General features: G+C 73.8%; 17 protein-coding genes. 8 read left to right on the forward strand and 9 right to left on the reverse strand.

Features of this window, described 5'->3' with window-relative positions:
• The first annotated feature begins 278 nt into the window (after window positions 1-278).
• Window positions 279-593 carry an SMR family transporter gene (locus AB0C78_RS48855; RefSeq protein WP_360762118.1) on the forward strand — a complete coding sequence of 105 codons (315 nt, stop codon included), beginning with the start codon at window positions 279-281 and terminating at the stop codon, window positions 591-593.
• On the opposite strand, the gene AB0C78_RS48860 is transcribed toward AB0C78_RS48855, so the two are convergent.
• Both AB0C78_RS48860 and AB0C78_RS48865 read right to left on the reverse strand, forming a co-directional pair.
• Window positions 583-1,248, reverse strand: a complete 666-nt coding sequence (locus tag AB0C78_RS48860) for a phosphonatase-like hydrolase (RefSeq protein ID WP_360762120.1) — start codon at window positions 1,246-1,248, stop codon at window positions 583-585. The genes AB0C78_RS48855 and AB0C78_RS48860 overlap by 11 nt on opposite strands.
• Window positions 1,245-2,006, reverse strand: a complete 762-nt coding sequence (locus AB0C78_RS48865; RefSeq protein ID WP_360762122.1) for a GntR family transcriptional regulator — start codon at window positions 2,004-2,006, stop codon at window positions 1,245-1,247. The genes AB0C78_RS48860 and AB0C78_RS48865 overlap by 4 nt, the downstream gene beginning before the upstream one ends.
• A 144-nt stretch (window positions 2,007-2,150) precedes the next feature.
• Here AB0C78_RS48865 and AB0C78_RS48870 point away from each other — a divergent pair, with 144 nt between their 5' ends.
• The 6 genes from AB0C78_RS48870 (at window position 2,151) to AB0C78_RS48895 (ending at window position 7,527) form a co-directional block, all read left to right on the forward strand.
• Complete coding sequence (locus AB0C78_RS48870; protein WP_360762124.1) at window positions 2,151-3,266, forward strand: TIGR03364 family FAD-dependent oxidoreductase; 1,116 nt, start codon at window positions 2,151-2,153, stop codon at window positions 3,264-3,266.
• Entirely contained in the window at window positions 3,266-4,180 is a 915-nt protein-coding gene (locus AB0C78_RS48875) for a phosphate/phosphite/phosphonate ABC transporter substrate-binding protein (RefSeq protein WP_360762126.1), read from the forward strand. The genes AB0C78_RS48870 and AB0C78_RS48875 overlap by 1 nt, the downstream gene beginning before the upstream one ends.
• A gap of 4 nt (window positions 4,181-4,184) precedes the next feature.
• Window positions 4,185-4,946 carry an ATP-binding cassette domain-containing protein gene (locus AB0C78_RS48880; protein WP_151545292.1) on the forward strand — a complete coding sequence of 254 codons (762 nt, stop codon included), beginning with the start codon at window positions 4,185-4,187 and terminating at the stop codon, window positions 4,944-4,946.
• Window positions 4,943-5,776, forward strand: a complete 834-nt coding sequence (gene phnE / locus AB0C78_RS48885; RefSeq protein ID WP_360762128.1) for a phosphonate ABC transporter, permease protein PhnE — start codon at window positions 4,943-4,945, stop codon at window positions 5,774-5,776. The genes AB0C78_RS48880 and phnE overlap by 4 nt, the downstream gene beginning before the upstream one ends.
• A complete protein-coding gene (locus AB0C78_RS48890) occupies window positions 5,773-6,825 on the forward strand; it encodes an alcohol dehydrogenase catalytic domain-containing protein (protein ID WP_360762130.1) in 1,053 nt (350 codons plus the stop codon). Before phnE ends, AB0C78_RS48890 begins: the two co-directional genes overlap by 4 nt.
• Before the next feature lie 63 nt (window positions 6,826-6,888).
• Window positions 6,889-7,527 (forward strand): DsbA family oxidoreductase, encoded by a 639-nt coding sequence (locus AB0C78_RS48895; RefSeq protein ID WP_360762132.1) that lies wholly within the window; start codon window positions 6,889-6,891, stop codon window positions 7,525-7,527.
• On the opposite strand, the gene AB0C78_RS48900 is transcribed toward AB0C78_RS48895, so the two are convergent.
• From AB0C78_RS48900 to AB0C78_RS48930, 7 genes are read right to left on the reverse strand one after another with little or no spacing between them, the layout of a single operon-like run.
• Window positions 7,524-8,762, reverse strand: a complete 1,239-nt coding sequence (locus AB0C78_RS48900) for a HAMP domain-containing sensor histidine kinase (protein WP_360762134.1) — start codon at window positions 8,760-8,762, stop codon at window positions 7,524-7,526. The two genes, AB0C78_RS48895 and AB0C78_RS48900, sit on opposite strands and share 4 nt — an antisense overlap.
• A gap of 20 nt (window positions 8,763-8,782) precedes the next feature.
• Window positions 8,783-9,451, reverse strand: coding sequence for a response regulator transcription factor (locus tag AB0C78_RS48905; RefSeq protein WP_360762136.1), 669 nt, complete (start codon window positions 9,449-9,451; stop codon window positions 8,783-8,785).
• 60 nt (window positions 9,452-9,511) lie between these two features.
• Complete coding sequence (locus AB0C78_RS48910; RefSeq protein ID WP_360762147.1) at window positions 9,512-10,903, reverse strand: aldehyde dehydrogenase family protein; 1,392 nt, start codon at window positions 10,901-10,903, stop codon at window positions 9,512-9,514.
• A gap of 5 nt (window positions 10,904-10,908) precedes the next feature.
• Window positions 10,909-11,958 carry a DUF6282 family protein gene (locus AB0C78_RS48915; RefSeq protein WP_360762137.1) on the reverse strand — a complete coding sequence of 350 codons (1,050 nt, stop codon included), beginning with the start codon at window positions 11,956-11,958 and terminating at the stop codon, window positions 10,909-10,911.
• Window positions 11,959-11,963: 5 nt separating this feature from the next.
• A complete protein-coding gene (locus AB0C78_RS48920; protein WP_360762139.1) occupies window positions 11,964-13,316 on the reverse strand; it encodes a cytochrome P450 in 1,353 nt (450 codons plus the stop codon).
• Window positions 13,310-14,389: an alpha-hydroxy acid oxidase gene (locus AB0C78_RS48925; protein ID WP_360762141.1), complete on the reverse strand. Its 1,080-nt coding sequence runs from the start codon at window positions 14,387-14,389 to the stop codon at window positions 13,310-13,312. Before AB0C78_RS48925 ends, AB0C78_RS48920 begins: the two co-directional genes overlap by 7 nt.
• A 1-nt stretch (window position 14,390) precedes the next feature.
• Window positions 14,391-15,941 (reverse strand): FAD-dependent oxidoreductase, encoded by a 1,551-nt coding sequence (locus tag AB0C78_RS48930; RefSeq protein ID WP_360762144.1) that lies wholly within the window; start codon window positions 15,939-15,941, stop codon window positions 14,391-14,393.
• A gap of 300 nt (window positions 15,942-16,241) precedes the next feature.
• Between AB0C78_RS48930 and AB0C78_RS48935 the strand changes: the two genes are divergently transcribed.
• Complete coding sequence (locus AB0C78_RS48935; protein ID WP_151545285.1) at window positions 16,242-17,390, forward strand: NDMA-dependent alcohol dehydrogenase; 1,149 nt, start codon at window positions 16,242-16,244, stop codon at window positions 17,388-17,390.
• The last annotated feature ends 98 nt before the right edge of the window (window positions 17,391-17,488 follow it).

The raw sequence follows: 17,488 nt of genomic DNA on the forward strand, positions 1-17,488 counted from the left end.
CGCCGACGAGGACGCGCCGCTGTGGACCGAGCGCACCCCCAAGCAGTTCGCGCCCTCCTTGGTCACCTTGCGGTCTGCGGTGCTTCTGTTTTTGGGGCTTCGCCCCTCGCCCCCCGTGGTTGCGGTTCTTGATCAGCTTGCGGTCTGCGGTGCTTCTTTTGGGGCTTCGCCCCTCGCCCCCTTGGGGCTTCGCCCCTCCTTCTCTTGTTGCCTTGCGGGTGTAGATGGTTCGGGTGGGGGGAGGCAGTCTGCGTGATCTTGATGGAGGGGGCGGGGGCGTGGTCTGGCTGATCCTCATCGGGGCCGGGGCGATGGAGACGGTGTGGGCGGCGGCGCTGGAGGCGTCCCATCAGTTCTCGCGGGTGGGGCCTACCGTTCTGTTCCTGGTGGCGCTCGCGTTGAGCATGGTGGGGCTCGGGCACGCGTTGCAGTCGTTACCGCTTGGGACGGCTTATGCGGTGTGGACGGGGATCGGTGCTGTCGGAGCGGCCGTTTACGGGATGGCCGTCCTGCACGACCCCGTGACGTTCGCGCGGATCGTGTGCCTGCTGCTGATCGTCGCCGGGGTCGTCGGGCTGCGGGTCATCGCCTGAGCAAGGCGGGCAGGTCCGCGGCGGACTCCAGAAGGTGCGTGTGGGGGTGGCGGCCCAGGTCGGTGGCGGTGCTCGCTCCGGTGGTGACGGCGACGACGTACGCGGCGCCCGCGTTGCGGCCGGCGGCGAGGTCGTTGGGGGTGTCGCCCGCGACGAGGACGCGGTCCACGCTCGTCACGCCGGCCAGTTCCATCGCGTGGAAGATCATGTAGGGGGCCGGACGGCTGGCGGCGACGTCGTCGCTGGTCACCAGGCCGTCGACGGTCCAGTCGAGTGCGTCCAGGATCGGCTCGGCGATGTCGCGGGAGTAGCCGGTCTGCAGGACGACCCTGACGCCCGCGGCGCGCAGCTCGGCGATGGCCTCCGGGACACCGGGCACGGGCCTCGGGGGGTCGGCCGCGTAGGCCTTGGTGAGGCGGACGGTGAAGTCGGCGTAGACGGTCTCGACGTCTGCGGGAGGCGCCGTGCCGGTCAGTTCGGTGAGGAGGCCGGCGACGGCCTCGTGCTTGCTGGTGCCGGTCCAGCGGTGCAGGACGTCCGCGGGGACGGGACGGCCGAGGTGCGCCGCGACGGCCTGGTCGAGCGCGGCGTACACGGCGCCGCCCTCGTGGACGGTGGTGCCGGCCATGTCGAGGGCGGCGAGTTCGAAGGTCACAGGGCTTCTCCTGTCTCGGGCACGGTGCGGACGAGCGCGAGATGGTGCGCCCGCTCGTTCGCGATGGTGAAGGTGGCGCGGTCGGGGCGGTAGCGGTCGTCGCCGTACTCCACGGGACGGCCGTCCGCCAGGCTCGCCGTGCGGCGCTCGCGCAGCAGCGGGCCGCCCTTGGGGACGCCGAGCAGGCGCGCGTCCTCGGCGGGGGCGGCGATCGCGTCGATGGTGTGGGTGGCGGCGACGATCTCCACGCCGCGGGCCAGCAGGCCCGCGTAGATGGAGCCGGCGTCGGGGTCGAAGTCGAACAGCAGCAGGCCGATGTCCAGCACGAACGTGCTGCGTTCCAGCATGACGGGCTCGTCGTCGAGGAGCCGGAGCCGCAGCACGTCGATGACCGGTTCGCCCGGCTCCAGGCGCAGCGCGTCCGCGGCGACCGGGTCGGCGCCGCGGCGGGCCAGCTCGATGGTGCGCTGGCCGGGCCGGTGCCCGGAGCGCTCCACCCAGGCGGAGAAGGACAGGAACGTCTCGAACGGCTGGCCCATCGGCCGCCGGCGGACGATGGGGCGGCGGCCCTGGCCGCCCTCGATGAGGCCCTCGTTGCGCAGCGTGGACAGCGCCTGCCGGACGGTGCCGCGGGAGGTCCCGAACTCCTCGACGAGCCGGGCCTCCGACGGCAGCGGCTCCCCCACGGCTAGAGCGCCGGAGACGATCCGTTCCCGCAGCGCGTCGGCGAGCTTGGCGTGCAGTGATCCCGACGGCATGGGCTGACCATACAAGGGCGGGTCGTTGGGCTGTCAATGTGTGGAAACGTCGTTGTTTTTGCAGGTGAACGGGCGGTTAACTTGTTTGTACAAGTCGCTGCGGGCGGTTGACGGGGCGGGTGTGCCGGTCCGAGTCTCGGGGCCATGTCCCCCCTTCCCGCCACTCCCGTGGATCTGCTCGTGGTCGGTGCCGGCGTCGTCGGGCTGGCGCACGCCGTCGAGGCGCACCTGCGCGGGCTCGCGGTCGCGGTCGTCGACCGCGACGCCTTCGCCGCCGGCGCCTCGGTCCGCAACTTCGGCCATGTCTGCGTGACGCCCCAGGACGGCGACGCGCTCCGGTACGCGCTGGCCGGGCGCGAACGCTGGCTCTGGCTGGCCGCCAAGGCCGGCTTCGACGTCGCCGAGTCCGGCACGCTCGTGGTCGCGCGGCGGCCGGAGGAGATGGCCGTCCTGGAGGAGTTCGCCGCACTGCGGGGCGGCGAGCAGGTGCGGTTGCTGGACGCGGCGGGCGTCGCGCGGCGCCTGCCCGGCGTGAAGGCGTTGGGCGGTGCGCATCTGCCTCTCGACCTGCGGCTGGACTCGCCTACGGTGATCCCTGCGCTGGCCGGCTGGCTGGCCGGGCAGGGCGTGCCGATCGCGTGGCGGACCAGCGTGCTGGCGGTGGAGCCGGGCCTGGTCCGCACGACGCGGGGGGACGTGCGGGCCGCGCGGACGGTCCTCGCCGTCGGCCACGACCTCGACCGGCTGCTGCCGGACGTCGCCGACGCGGCGGGAATGACCCGCTGCCTGCTGCGGATGCTGGAGGTCGCGCCCCCGGGGGGTGTCCGGGTCGCGCCGGGCGTGCTGACCGGGCTGTCGCTGCTGCGCTACGACGGGTTCGCCGGGCGGCCGTCGGCCGCCGCGCTGCGGGAGGCCGTCGCGGCGGAGTCCCCCGAGCTGCTGGACGCCGGCGTGAACCTGATGTTCACCCAGCGTCCGGACGGCGCGATCGTGCTCGGCGACACCCACCACTACTCCGCCACCCACGCGCCGTTCGACGACGAGGAGACGGCGGAGCTGCTGCTGCGCGAGGGCGCGCGGCTGCTCGGCGTCCCGTCGCTGCGGGTGCTGCGCCGCTGGCGCGGCCAGTACGCCTCGGCGCCCGCCGCCGTCCTCGACACGGAGGTGGCCGGCGGCGTCCGCGCCGTCTCGGTCACCTCCGGCATCGGCATGACCATCTCCCATGGGCTGGCTTCCGCCGTCCTGGATTCGCTGTTCTGATGAAAGGCCTTTCCATGCGCCGTTTCCGGCTCTCCATCGCGATGGCCGCGTCGCTCGCCCTCGCCCTGACGGGCTGCGGCGGCGGCTCGTCCGACGACGCCAAGGGGTCCTGCCCCGGCGGCAAGGTCCGCTTCGGCGTCGAGCCGTTCGAGGACGCCGCCAAGCTGACGCCCGCCTACAAGACGCTGGGCAAGGCCCTTGAGGCCAAGCTGGGCTGCCCCGTCGAGGTGCAGATCGTGCAGGGCTACTCCGCCGAGGTGCTCGCGCTGCAGAACAAGAAGCTCGACGTGGCGCAGTTCGGGCCGCTCGGGTTCGTGTTCGCGTCGCAGCGCACCGGCGCGCAGCCCGTGGTGTCCTTCGGCAACCCGGACGGTTCCGTGTCGACGTACAAGGCGGGCATCTGGGTGAAGAAGGACAGCCCGGTCGCGACCGTCGCCGACCTCAAGGGCCGCACGCTCGCCCTCTCGGACGCGGGGTCGACGTCGGGCGACGCGCTGCCCCGCTACGCCATCCGGAAGGCGGGGCTGTCGGAGTCCGACGTGAAGCTCCAGTACGCCGGCGGCCACCCGCAGTCGCTGCTCGCGCTGACGTACGGGAAGGTCGACGCGGCGGAGATCAACACCCAGCAGCAGGCCACGTCGACGTCGGAGCACCAGTTCGACGCCGCGAAGTACAAGCAGATCTGGGCGTCCGACCCCATCCCGAACGACCCGATCAGCGTCGCCAAGGACCTCGACCCGGCGTTCAAGAAGAAGCTCGTCGCCGCGCTGACCTCGCTGTCCCCGCAGGACGTGGCGAAGGCGGGCGCGTTCCTCGACGTCGAGCCGGGCCCGCTCGTCCCGGTGACGAAGCAGACGTACCAGCCGCTGTTCGACCTGGCGAAGACGCTCGGCCTCACCGAGAAGAACCTGTAGGGCCATGACCGCCAACGCGCTCACGGTCCGCGGCCTGCGCAAGTCCTTCGGCGGCCGCACGGTGCTGTCCGGTTTCGACCTCGACGTGGCGCCCGGGGAGGTGGTCGCGGTCCTCGGCGCCAACGGGTCGGGCAAGTCGACCGCGCTGAAGTGCGTGGTCGGGCTGGTGCGTCCCGACGCGGGACGGGCCGGGGTGTTCGGCGCGGACCTGCTCGACGGGTCCCGGGCGGCCGACCGCGCCCGCACCCGCGTCGCCATGGTGTTCCAGCAGATCCACCTGGTGCGGCGCCGGACGGCGCTGGACAACGTCTGCGCGGGGGCGCTCGGCCGGCTGCCGCTGCGCCGGTCCTGGGCGCCCGCCGCGTTCCCGCGCGAGCTGCGCGAGGAGGCGATGGCGTGCCTGGACCGCGTCGGCCTGGCCGACCGGGCGCACGAGCGGGTCGCCGCGCTGTCCGGCGGGCAGCAGCAGCGGGTCGCGCTCGCCCGGGCCCTGTGCCAGCGCGCGGAGGTGCTGCTGGCGGACGAGCCGGTCTCCGCGCTCGACCCGTCCGCCGCCGAGAACGTCATGACCGTGATGACCGACCTCGCCCGGACGGAGTCGATCGCGGTCGCGGCGGTGCTGCACCAGCCGGAACTGGCCCGCCGCCACGCGGACCGGCTCGTCGGGCTGCGCGGCGGCCGGATCGTGTTCGCCGGCCCGTCGGCGGACGTGTCCCAGGAGCAGGTGTCCTCTCTCTATGCCGTGGACGAGGAGGTCCCCGCATGAGCGTCCTCGTGACCGACCGCGCGCCGGAGCGGCTGCCGGTGCCGCCGCGGCGGCGCAGCCCGCGCACGCTGGCGATCGGCGGCACCGTCATCGCGGTCCTCGTGGCGCTGCACGTCGCCGCGTGGATCGGCACCGGCATGGACCTCGGGATGCTCGTCGACGGCTGGCACGGCATGGTCCGGTTCGTCTCCGAGGCGTTCCCGCCGGACCTCGCGTGGGATCCCGTCGTCAAGGACGGCCTGCACGCCTGCCTGGTGACGCTGTGGATCGGGCTGCTCGGGACGACGCTGTCCATCCCGTTCACGATCGTGCTGTGCGCGCTCGGGTCGCGCGCCGTCAACGGGAACGCCGCCGTCTACCAGGCGGCGCGGGGCGTCATGTCGTTCCTGCGCGCCGTGCCGGACGTGGTGTTCGCGCTGATCTTCGTGACCGCGGTCGGGCTCGGCCCGTTCGCGGGGGTCCTCGCGCTGATCTGCAACAACACCGGCGTGATGGGCAAGCTGTGGTCCGAGGCGATGGAGGAGGTCGACGACGGCCCGGCGCAGGCGCTGCGGATCGCCGGGGCGAGCCGCGCGCAGCTCGTCGCGCACGCGGTGCTGCCGGCGTGCGTGCCGCAGCTGGTCGGGCTGGTGCTGTACCGGCTGGACGTCAACGTGCGGGCGTCGCTGGTGCTCGGCCTGGTCGGCGCCGGCGGCATCGGGTTCCTCATCAACCAGTCGATCCAGGAGTTCCGGTTCGACCAGATGCTGACCTACATCCTGATGGTGCTCGTGCTGGTCGTGGCGGTGGACCTGCTCAGCTCGTTCGTCCGGCGCAGGCTGGCGCCGTGACCGCGCTCGCCATGGTGTGGCCGGGCGTGGGCGGGCGGCACCGGGCGGTCGCGGTGGATCCGCCTGATCTTGCGCCGGGCGAGGCGCTGGTCGAGGTGGAGCTCGCGACGATCTGCGGCTCGGACCTGCACACCGTCTCGGGGCGCCGTCCCGGGCCGGTGCCCGGGGTGCTCGGCCACGAGACCGTGGGCAGTGTCGTCGGCCTCGGCGACGGCCCGGCTCCGCGCGATGTTCGCGGACGGGCCGTCGCGGTCGGGGACCGGGTCGCGGTCGGGATCTACGCGGCGTGCGGTGCCTGCCCGCGCTGCGTCCGCGGCCTGCCGCAGAAGTGCGAGCGGCTGTTCAAGTACGGGCACGCGGCGCTGGCGGAGGCCGGGCCGCTGTCGGGCGGCTACGCCAGCCACGTGCTCGTCCGTGCCGGGACCCCGCTCGCGGTGCTGTCCCGGGAGCTGCCCGCCGCGCTGGCGGCGCCACTCGGATGCGCGACGGCGACGGCGGTCGCGGTCGCCTCGGCGGGCGGCGCCGAGGTGCGCGGCCGGAACGTCACGGTCTGCGGCGCGGGCCTGCTCGGCCTGCTGGCGACGGCGATGCTCGCCGGCCGGGGCGCGGCGGTCACGGCCGTCGATCCCGACCCGGGACGCCGCGAGACCGCGAGGCTGATGGGTGCCGCGAACGCCGTCGATCCCGGCGCGGAGCCGCCGCCCGCCGATCTCTACATCGAGCTGTCCGGTGCGCCCGCGGCGGCCCGGAGCGCGGTGGCCCGCACCGCGACGGGCGGGACCATCGTGCTCGCCGGGACCGTCTCGCCCGGCGCGCCGCTGGACTGGGAGGCGCAGGACCTGGTGCGGGGGCTGATCACGGTGCGGGGCGTCCACAACTACGCGCCCGCCGACCTCGCGGAGGCCGCGGCCTGGACCGAGTCCGCCGCCGCGCGCCTGCCGGTCGAGGCGCTGCTCGGCGCCGTCCACCCGCTGGACGACCTCGACGCGGCGCTGGCGGAGGCGGCGCGGTCCGCGTCGGTCCGTGTCGGGGTCGCTCCGGGGGCGTGAGCGGAAATCGATGCGGGCCGCCGGGCGTTGCAGTGGGTCAACCGTCCTTGAGAAAGGTGTCCCATGCGTGTCGAGATCTGGTCCGACGTCATCTGCCCCTGGTGCTACATCGGGAAGCGCCAGTTCGAGCGGGCGCTCGGCGGATTCGAGCACCGCGACCAGGTCGAGATCGCCTACCGGGCGTTCCAGCTCGACCCGTCCTACCCGGCGGGCAGGACGGAGGACGTGGCGGACATGCTGTCCACCAAGTACGGCATGACGCGCGAGCAGGCCGTCCAGATGAACCAGCAGATGGAGGAGCGCGCCGCCGGAGTCGGCCTGGAGTACCACCTGGAGGGTGGACAGGTGGGCAACACCGCCGACGCCCACCGGCTCGTGCACCTCGCGGGCGAGCAGGGCGTGCAGGACGGCGTGGTGGAGGCGCTCTACAAGGCGCATTTCACCGACCGGCGCTCGGTGTTCGACCGTGACTCGCTGGTCGAGGTCGCGGCGGAGGCCGGGCTGGACGCGGCGGCGGCCCGCGACGTGCTGGCCTCGGGGAAGTTCACCGCCGAGGTGGAGGCCGACCAGCGGGAGGCGCAGCGGCTCGGCGCCACCGGCGTGCCGTTCTTCGTCCTCGACCGCCGCTACGGCGTGTCCGGAGCGCAGCCGGCCGAGGCGTTCGCGCAGGCCCTCGACCGCGCCTGGAACGACGCGCGCTAGCGGGCCGGTGCGGTGTCCGCGCGGCGGCGCCGCGCGGCCGGGCGGGGCTTGGCGTCCGGGGACGCGGCGGGCAGCCGGACGGTGAACGACGCGCCGGCGCCCGGGCGGCCGGACGCCTCGACCGTCCCGCCGTGGCTCTCCACGACCTCGCGGACGAGCGCGAGCCCCAGCCCGAACCGGCGGCCCCGGCCCTGCGCGCCGCGGGTGAAGCGCTGGAAGATCCGTTCGGCGTCGGCGGGGTCGAAGCCGACGCCGTCGTCGCGGACGGTCAGCTCGATCCGGCCGCCGTCGCGGGCGAGCACCACCGCGACGCGCCCGCCGGGCGGGGTGTGCCCGATGGCGTTGTCGAGCAGCGCGCCCACGACGCGGCGCAGCGCGGACGCGACGCCGTCGACGATCTGCGGCGTGGCGGCGCCCGCGACGTCCAGCACGACGTGCTGCTCCCGCGCCCGGACGGATTCGGCGTCCACCAGGGAGGCGACGATCTCGGCGAGGTCGACGGCCCGCCCCTCCACGGCGTGCGGGCGGAGCCGGGCCGACAGCAGCAGGTCCTCGATCACCTCGCCGAACTGCCGGGTGTCGGAGACGATGGCGCCGAGCTCGTCGCCGAGCGCGCCCGGCCCGGTGCGCCGCGCCAGCAGCTGCGCCCGGACGTGCAGGCGCGTCAGCGGGGTGCGCAGCTCGTGGCTGGCGTCGGCGACGAACCGGCGCTGCCGGTCGAGCGCCTCGGCCAGCGGCGAGATCGCCCGTCGCGCCAGCAGCAGGCCGGTGACGAGCGCGGCGAGCAGCCCGCCGACCTCGGCGACGCCGAGCGCCTTGTAGAGCCGGTGCCGTTCCTGGATCTGGTAGCGGCGGTCGAGCGCGGCCTGCAGGACGACCGGCCCGTGATGCTCGGTGCGCACCAGGTAGCTGATCCCGTCGACGCGGTGTTCCCGCACGACCGTGCCGGGCGCGTCGAGGTCGGCGCGGACGGGCAGCCCGGCGGGCGCGTTCGGTGTGCGGCGCGTGCCGCCGTTCTCCACGGCGAACATCCACACGCACGGCGGCGCGTTCTCGACGGCGTTCGCGGCGATCACGTGCCGCAGGTCGCGCTCGGCGTCGCTGCGCTGCCCGGCGCTCATCGCCAGGTAGACGAGCGCCCCGACGAGCGCGATCACGACGGTGACCGCCGCCGCGAGCTGCAGGGTGAGGACCCAGCCGACCCGGGACAGCACCCGCGCGTCCGGCCCGTCCATGGGGCCTCCCCTCCGCGTCCTCACAGCTCCCCCGCCCGGTAGCCGAGGCCGCGGACGGTCCGGACGGTGCCGCGGCCGAGCTTGCGCCGCAGGTAGTGGACGTAGGTGTCCACGATCGACTCCGAGGTGGTCTCCGCGAAGACCCGCTCGCGCAGCTCCGCGCGGCTGAACACCATGCCGGGCCGGCCGGCGAGGACGCGCAGCAGCTCGAACTCGCGGGCGGACAGCTCGTGCTCGGTGCCGTCGGCGAGCCGGGCCCGGTGCCGCACCAGGTCGAGCTCCCCGGCGCCGAGCGGCAGTGTCGCGGTCCGGTCGGCGTGCCGGCGGCGCAGCGCCCGGACCCGCGCGAGCAGCTCGTCCACCTCGAACGGCTTGACGAGGTAGTCCTCGGCGCCGGAGTCGAGGCCGGCGACCCGGTCGGCGACGGTGCCGAGCGCGGTGAGCACGAGCACCGGGGTGGCGACGCCCTTCCCGCGGATCCGGCGCAGCACGTCCAGGCCGTCGAGGCCGGGCAGCAGCCGGTCGACCACCAGCACGTCGTAGGCGCGGGCGAGCGCGAGGTGCAGCCCGCGGTGGCCGTCGGGGGCGACCTCGACGCGGTAGCCCTCGCCGGTGAGCAGCTCGTCCAGCATCCCCGCGATCTCGGGGTCGTCCTCGACGAGGAGGATCCGGGGCGGATGCGCGTCCACGCCCCCAGGATTCCACGCGCTTGATCTTGATGGCGAGACCGCGCGGAGGCCGCCTCCGGCTCAGGGCGCGGGGACGTGCAGGACGAACGGCTCGCAGTGCGCCCGCACACCCCACGGGCCGCCGGAGACCCCGAGGCCGCTGTGCTTGGTGCCGCCGAACGGCTCGTCGAGCGACATCCGCATGTGCCCGTTGACCCAGGCGGTGCCGCAGTCGAGGCGCGCGGCGACGGCGGCGGCGCGGCCCGTGTCGGCGCCCCAGACGGACCCGCAGAGGCCGTACGGGGTCGCGTTGGCGAGGGCGACGGCCTCGTCGACGTCGCGGTAGCGGACGACGGGCAGCGCGGGCCCGAACTGCTCCTCGTCGACGATCCGCATGCCCGCCTCGGCGCCGGCCAGGACGGTCGGGGCGAAGAAGAACCCGGGACGGTCGAGCGGGGCGCCTCCGACGGCGGCGCGGGCGCCGCCCGCCAGGGCCTCGGCGACGAGGCCGCGCACGCGCTCGTACTGCGGGCGGTTGGCGATCGGCCCGATCTGCGTGGCGGGGTCCATGCCGTCGCCGACGACGGCCTTCGCGGCGCGTTCGGCGAGCGCGCCGACGAGGTCGTCGTGGAGTGCGGCGGGGGCGTAGACGCGCTTGACCGCCATGCAGATCTGGCCGCAGTTGGCGAAGGCGCTCCAGAACAGGCCTTCGGCGACGGCGTCCACGTCGGCGTCGTCCAGGACGATCGCGGCGTCGTTGCCGCCGAGCTCCAGGGTGAGGCGCTTGAGGTCAGGCGCGGCGGTGGCGGCGACATGCCGGCCGGTCGCCGCCGACCCGGTGAAGTTGATCTTGCGGATGCCGGGGTGGGCGGCGAGGCGCTCCCCCAGCGGGTCGGCGCCCGCGACCACGTTGAGCACGCCGGGCGGGAAGATCCCGGCCAGCACGCGGCCCATCGCGAGCGTCGCCAGCGGCGTGTGCGGCGACGGCTTGAGCACGACCGTGCAGCCGGCGGCCAGCGCGGGCGCGACCTTCGCGGCGCCGAGCTGCAGCGGGAAGTTCCACGGCGCGATGGCGGCGACGGGGCCGACCGGGCGCCAGTGCACCTCGACGCGCTCGCCGCCGGTCCCGGGCATGACGTCCGGGGCGATCTCGAGGTCCGCGAGGTGCTGGAAGCGGGCGGCGGCGCGCGCCACCTCGTTCTCGGCGTCCCGCAGCGGCTTGCCCTGCTCGGCGGTCAGGATCGGGGCCAGTTCGCCCGCCGCCTCGCGCAGCGCGGCGGCAGCCGCCGCCAGGCACGCGCGGCGTGCGCCGGCGTCGGCCCGCCAGACCGGCCAGGCATCGTTCGCCGCGCGGACCGCCGCGTCAAGGGTGGTGTCGTCGCAGTCGGGGGCGCGGTCGAACTCCTCGCCCGTCGCCGGGTCGACGACGCCGAACGTGCGCGGCGAGGCGGTGAGGGCGCCGCCGACGAGCATCTCGTTCACGCGTCCGCCTTCAGCAGCCGGGACGGGTTGACCGAACTGGTCTCGTGCACCTGCTCGTCGCTCAGCCCGAACGCGCGCATGTGGGCGCGGAGCAGGCGGAGCGCCTCGACGGTGTTGGGGAACAGCGGCTCGCCGGCGTCGCTGGACAGCGTCACGTGCCGGGTGCCGAGCGCCTGGATCGCCGCGCACATCCGGGCCGGGTCGACGCCGAGCAGCGGCGAGATCTCGTCGTAGGTGAAGTTCATGGTGATCCCGGCGGACGCCAGCTCGCGCATCTGGTCCAGGGACAGGTCGATGAACGGGCTGAACGGGTGGTCGATGACGGCCTTCGTGATACCGAGATCGCGGACCTCGTCCGCCATCGCGTAGATCTCCTCGTGCGTGGCGTGCGCGAACGAGACCATCACGTCGTGGTCGGCGGCGATGCGGAAGACCTCCTTGTACTCGCGTTTCAGCGCGCCGCGGTCGTCGAGCGTGTACGCGCCGGCGCGCAGGGCGTCCGGCCAGGGCAGCGGGTCGCTCCACTCGCGGGAGTCCTCGCCCCACCAGACGGGCAGCCCGCCGACCTTGTGCAGCGTGTTGGCGCTGCGGAAGACCGGCATCCAGATCGCGGACGCGCCGTCCTCGATCGCGCGGCGCGCGGCCTCGGGCAGCGGCATCCCGCGGGTGTCGGTGGCGATCCATCCCGACCACAGCCGCACCGGTTCGATGCCGTGCTCCTCGCACCACTTCCCGAGGTCGGCCTCGACCTCGCGGACGACGGCCGCCGGGCCGGGCGCGTCCGGCCGGTTCATGCCGACGACGCTCTTGAACAGCAGCCCCTTCATCCCGCTCGCCGACGCGAGCTTCGCGATGGCGAGCGCGTCCTGCTGGCCCTCGTGGGCGTGGCAGTGGATGTCGACCGCGTCCTCGACGCCGAACACCGCCGGCGGGACGAGCGCCTGCCCGCGGTAGCCCATCCGGGCCCGGTAGGAAGAGAGGAAGCGGTCGTGCGGGGCGCCGTCCGGGCGGCGCAGGCGCGCCTCGGCGGGGAGTTCGTCGTCCAACGCGGTCAGCCTTCCTCTCCTGCGGTTCGCGGGTTCTCGAAATAGGCGGCGGCGAGCCGCTGCCGCCGGGCGTCCAGCACCATGTACGTGCCGCAGACCAGCTGGACGAGGCTGCGCCACACGTCCTCCCACCGGTCGCGCAGCCGCAGCAGCACGAGCCGGACGCCGTCGCGGCGGGCGGCCGGGGCGCCGCGCGGCGCGAGCAGGCACGGCCCCCGGTTCGGGAGGGAGCGGGTGTGCGCGGCCGACGACGCCAGCGCGAAGCGGCGCAGCGTCTCCCGCGTCACGGCCCGCATCGCGGCGGGCGCGACGCCCCGCGCGGGGCAGGGCCGGTTCGCCGTGACGCCGAACGGGATGTGGTTGGCGTCCCGCACCGCGATGCGCTCCCACCGTCCGGGGTCGAAGCGGTCGGGGTCCTCGAAGCCGGTCGCGTGGAACTCGGGGTAGTTGAAGCACAGCACGGACCCGGCGGGCAGGGTGGTCCGCTCGTCCACGGCGATGTCCGCCGAGGTGATCCGGTGCGCGATGCCGAACAGCGGGAAGCGGCGCATGCTCTCCTCGATGACGCGGTCGAGGTAGGCGCCGTCGGCGGGGTCGCCGGCGAGGCGGTGCTGCACGTCCGGATGCTGGGCGATCGCCATCAGCAGGTGCGCCATCGCCTCCGACATCTGCACCACGGCCGTGTTGAAGAACGTCCCTTGCAGGTAGAAGGCCTGCTCCTCCTTCGTCAGCGACGCGGGGAGGGGGTGGCGGACGTCGCCGAGCCGGTCCCGCAGGTAGGCGGTCAGCCGGTCCCGCCGGTCCATGTGCCGCAGCCCGCAGCACTTCAGCGCGGTGATGACGTCGTCGGCGTTCGCGACGATCAGGTCGCGGGCGTGGCGCGGGCACGGCTCGCCGAACACCAGCTCGTAGGAGAACTCCGCCCAGACCGGCATCATCAGGTCGCGCAGGCGGACGAGCCCCGGCCCGCGCTCGTCCAGCACGCGCGAGGCGCAGCGTCGCGCGAGGTCCGCGGCCTCGCCCTTCGGCCGCGCCAGGATCCGCCGGGTCGCGCGGGCGACCTCCTCGTAGCGCTCCCCCGGCTCCAGGTGCTCCTGGTGGACGTGCGGGCCCGGCGCCAGCCAGTACCAGAACAGGTCGGACAGCGGCGCGCCCGCGCTGCGCCCGTCCGCCGCCGGATGGGCGTAGACCTCGCGGAACCGGTCGGCGCCGACCAGGTCGCCGGGGATCGGGACGCCCTCCTCGCCGTTGACCCGCGCGAAGATCCGCACGCGCAGCGCGACCACCGCCCGCGGCAGCCAGAACGGCAGGCTCGCGAGCACCGCCAGGACCGCCACCGCGACGGCCGCGATCAGCACGGCCCCTCCTGGACGAGCCCGCGCCCCGCGTCCGCCGGGGCCGCGCAGCCGCACAGGGTGAGGGCGTTCTCCAGCTCCCGCCGCAGCAGCCCGAGGACGTCCGCGACCCCGTCCTCGCCGGCGGCGGCGAGGCCCCACAGCGCGGGACGGCCGATCGCGACCGCGTCCGCGCCGAGCGCGAGCGCCTTGACCGCGTCGGTGCCGCGCCGCACGCCCCCGTCGAGCAGCACCGGCACCCGTCCCGCGACGGCGTCCGCGACCAGCGGCAACCGGGCGACCGACGCGGGCGCCGTGTCCAGCTGCCGGCCGCCGTGGTTGGACACGATGACCGCGTCGGCGCCGCGCTCGACGGCGAGCCGGGCGTCGTCCGGATGCAGCACGCCCTTGACGACGATCGGCAGGTCCGTGATGCCGCGCAGCCGGTCGAGGTCGTCCCAGCACAGCTCCGGCGACAGCACGACCTGCCGGACGTGGCCGGTCCGCGCCGGGTCCCCCGGCTCGCGCAGGTTCTCGCAGCGCACGCCGGGCGGCAGGTCGTGGAAGCCGTTGCGGTCGCCGCGCTCGTTGCGGCCGAGCGCGGGCGAGTCGGCGGTGACGACGAGCGCGCGGCACCCCGCCGCCTCCGCGCGCCGCACGATCGCCTCCGTGAACGCCATGTCGGGCTGCGGGTACAGCTGGAACCACAGCGCCGGGTCGGGCGCCGCCTTGCGCGCCTCCGCCGCGACCTCCTCGATCGCGACCGTCGACAGCATCGCCGCGATCATGATGACGCCGGCCTTCGCGGCGGCGCGCGCCGTCGCCCGCTCGCCGTCCGGGTGCGCGAGCCGGTGGAACGCGGTCGGCGCCAGCAGCACCGGCATCGACGCCTCGTCCCCCAGCAGCGTGACGTCCAGCCGCGGCGCCCCCGCACCGCGCAGCACCCGCGGGACCAGGGAGAGGCGCGCGAACGCCGCCTCGTTGGCGCGGACGGTCACCTCGTCCTGCGCACCGGACGCGAAGTAGTCGTAGTGGACCGGGTCGAGCCGCTCGCGCGCGAGGTCCTCGAACTCGCGGACGTTGACCGGGGCGCCCATGTCAGGCCGTCACCGGGGCGAGCGCGGACGCGGCGAAGGCGCGGAGCGGTTCGCGGAACTCCTCCTCGCCGGACCAGTCGTTGCAGACGTCCTCCGGGAGCAGCAGCCGCCCGGCGAGCTCCCCGTCCCGGTAGTAGCGGATCACCGGGTGCAGGTAGCGGTCCTCCTTGGACGGGTCGGCCTCCCACGCCCGCCCCGCCTCGATGTCGAACGGGTCGATGGAGGCGTGCCCGGCGCCGTATTCCAGGCTGACGGTGAACCAGTCCCGCTCGTCCTCGCCCGCCATGTGCTCGGGGACGTGGTCGAGCGGCAACTCCTCCAGGTAGCGGGCGCCGCCGTCGCCGACCGCGATCACGTCGCAGAGGAAGCCGTACTGCTGCCACAGGGCCGACGTCCGGTTGATCCGCTCCAGCACGGCGTCGGCGAGGGCGCCGGGCTCGGCCGGAAGCTCGCGTTCCGGCCAGGGCACCCCCTCGTACCGCTGCTCCAGCATCCGGTGCAGCGCGCGGACGCCGTACCGGAACCCGTGCAGGAACGCGCTGGTGAACCTCTTGAAGTCGCGCGACTGCGTGATCGTCCCGGCGAAGAACAGGTCCGGGACGTTCACCGACTCCCACCGCGTGGTGAGGTCGGGGAACCGGTCGTCGATGACCAGGCGCGGGCGGCACGTCGCGTCGAAGATGGACGCGTCCATCCGGAAGCCCGTGCAGTTGATGACCCGGTCGTACTCCAGCGTGACGACCTTGTCCCGCCGCGCGTAGGCGATGCGGGCCCGGTAGGCGCCGCCGGCGCGGTCGATGCGCTCGACGCGGCCGTCCAGGACCATGTTCTGCGTCTTCAGCTGGTAGGTGTCGAGGAAGTTGTTGTTCACCGCGCGCAGGTGGCCGATGAAGTGGGTCCGCCACGCGAACTTGACGTCGCTCGGCCCGATGACGTGGATGACGGCGGCCCGCTCGGTCAGCGCGTCCGCGGTCTCGAACGCCGAGTTGCCCTTGCCAAGGATGAGGACGCGCTGGTCGGTGAAGTCGTCGGGGTCGACCGAGACGCTGGAGTAGTGCTCGACGCCCTCGATCCCCGGGATCGCGGGGACGTTCTGCTTCCCGAACCCCGTCGCGACGACGACCCGCCTGGCCTCGTGGACCTCGCCGTGCTGGTCGGTGACCTTGAAGTGCCCGTCCTTGGCGACGTTGACGACCCGGGTATCGCACCGCACGTCCAGCTTCAGCGTCGAGGCGTAGTCGGCCAGGTAGCGGACGTAGTCGTCCGCGTGCGGGAAGTAGGCGTCGGTGTACTTGCTCAGCAGCAGGTCCGGAACGTCGCTGAGCATCGAGTTCCAGTCCATCCGCAGGTTCAGCTCGGGATCGGTCCACCCGGTGTGCGGCTTGTTGATGGAGATCATCCGGCGGTGCCGGGGGAACGTGCGGTAGAAGGTCCCCGGGCCGGGCCCGGCCTCCAGGATGGTGTGGTCGCGGCCCGCGCGCCGCAGCAGATGGCCGAGTTGCAGGCCCGCCGGTCCCGCGCCGATAACGAGGTAGTCCCGGATTCCGTCCACCGTGCAGCCTCCGTCGACTCGCCGATCGAACGCCGCAGACGGTAGGCCGGAGTTCTCAGAAGGTTCTGAGAAAGCGGCGGGACGGGCGCCGGACGGAGGACCACGCGCCCTCGCTCCGTCACCCTGCGGACACGGAACGCGCGTGGTCACCGCCCTGCGGACGGGTGCGGGAGGGCCGCCGGACGCCCTGGTCGGAACCGGGCACGGGGGCGTGAACATAATCCGATTCGGATGTCGACAGGTAGCCCCGGAAACGTCTATTTTTGACGAATCTTCAGCCTGAACCAGCGAGGGGGCCCCGTGCAGACTCGAGCGGCGATCCTGTGGGACAAGAACACCGAATGGAGCGTCGAGGACATCGAACTCGACGACCCCAAGGCGGGTGAGGTCAAGGTCAAGCTCGCGGCGTCCGGCCTGTGCCACTCCGACGAGCACATGGTCACCGGCGACATGGTGATCGACAAGGAGATCGCCGACCTGATGGGCTGGAAGCAGTTCCCGGTCATCGGCGGGCACGAGGGCGCCGGCGAGATCGTGGAGGTCGGCCCCGGGGTCACCTCGGTGAAGGAGGGCGACCACGTCGTCCTGTCGTTCATCCCGGCCTGCGGCCGCTGCCCGTCCTGCGCGCAGGGCCGCCAGCACATCTGCGACCTCGGCGCGTTCCTGCTGTCGGGCCGGCAGATCAGCGACATGACCTCGCGGCACCACTCCAAGAACGGCGAGGACCTCGGCACGATGTGCTGCACCGGCACGTTCGAGCCGTACACGGTGGTCAACGAGTCGTCCGTCATCAAGATCGACGACTGGATCCCGCTCGACAAGGCCGCGCTGGTCGGCTGCGGCGTCACCACCGGCTGGGGCTCGGCGGTCAACGCCGCCGGTGTGCGCGCGGGCGACACCGTCGTGGTGATCGGGATCGGCGGCATCGGCATGAACGCGGTGCAGGGCGCGGCGATGGCCGGCGCCCGGCACGTCATCGCGGTCGACCCGGTCGAGTGGAAGCGGGAGAAGGCCACCAGCGTCTTCGGCGCCACGCACAGCGCCGCCTCCATCGAGGAGGCCCAGGCGATGGTCGCCGAGATGACCTGGGGCGCCAACGCCGACAAGGTCATCCTGACGGTGGGCACCGCCACCGGCGACCTCATCGGCCCGATGATGGGCATGGTCACCAAGGGCGGCCGCGGCGTCGTCACGGCCGTCGCGCCCGTCATGCAGGAGGACGTCAAGCTCAACCTGTTCGACCTGGCGATGCAGCGCAAGGAGCTGGTCGGCTGCATCTTCGGCAACGCCAACCCGCGCCGCGACGTCACCCGCCTCCTGCGCCTGTACGAGGAGGGCAAGCTCAAGCTGGACGAGCTGGTCACCAAGACCTACACCCTGGACGAGGTCAACCAGGGCTACCAGGACATGCGGGACGGCAAGAACATCCGCGGCCTGATCAAGTACTGACCGCACCGCCGCACGGCGCCCCGGAACGGGAGAGGCCGCCGCGGGGCGGGCCGCTCGCGCGGCTGTTCGCCGGCGGCGAGCTGGAGCGTTCCGAGAAG

The sequence above is a fragment of the Actinomadura sp. NPDC048394 genome, assembly GCF_040651755.1.
GTDB lineage: Bacteria > Actinomycetota > Actinomycetes > Streptosporangiales > Streptosporangiaceae > Spirillospora > Spirillospora montaniterrae.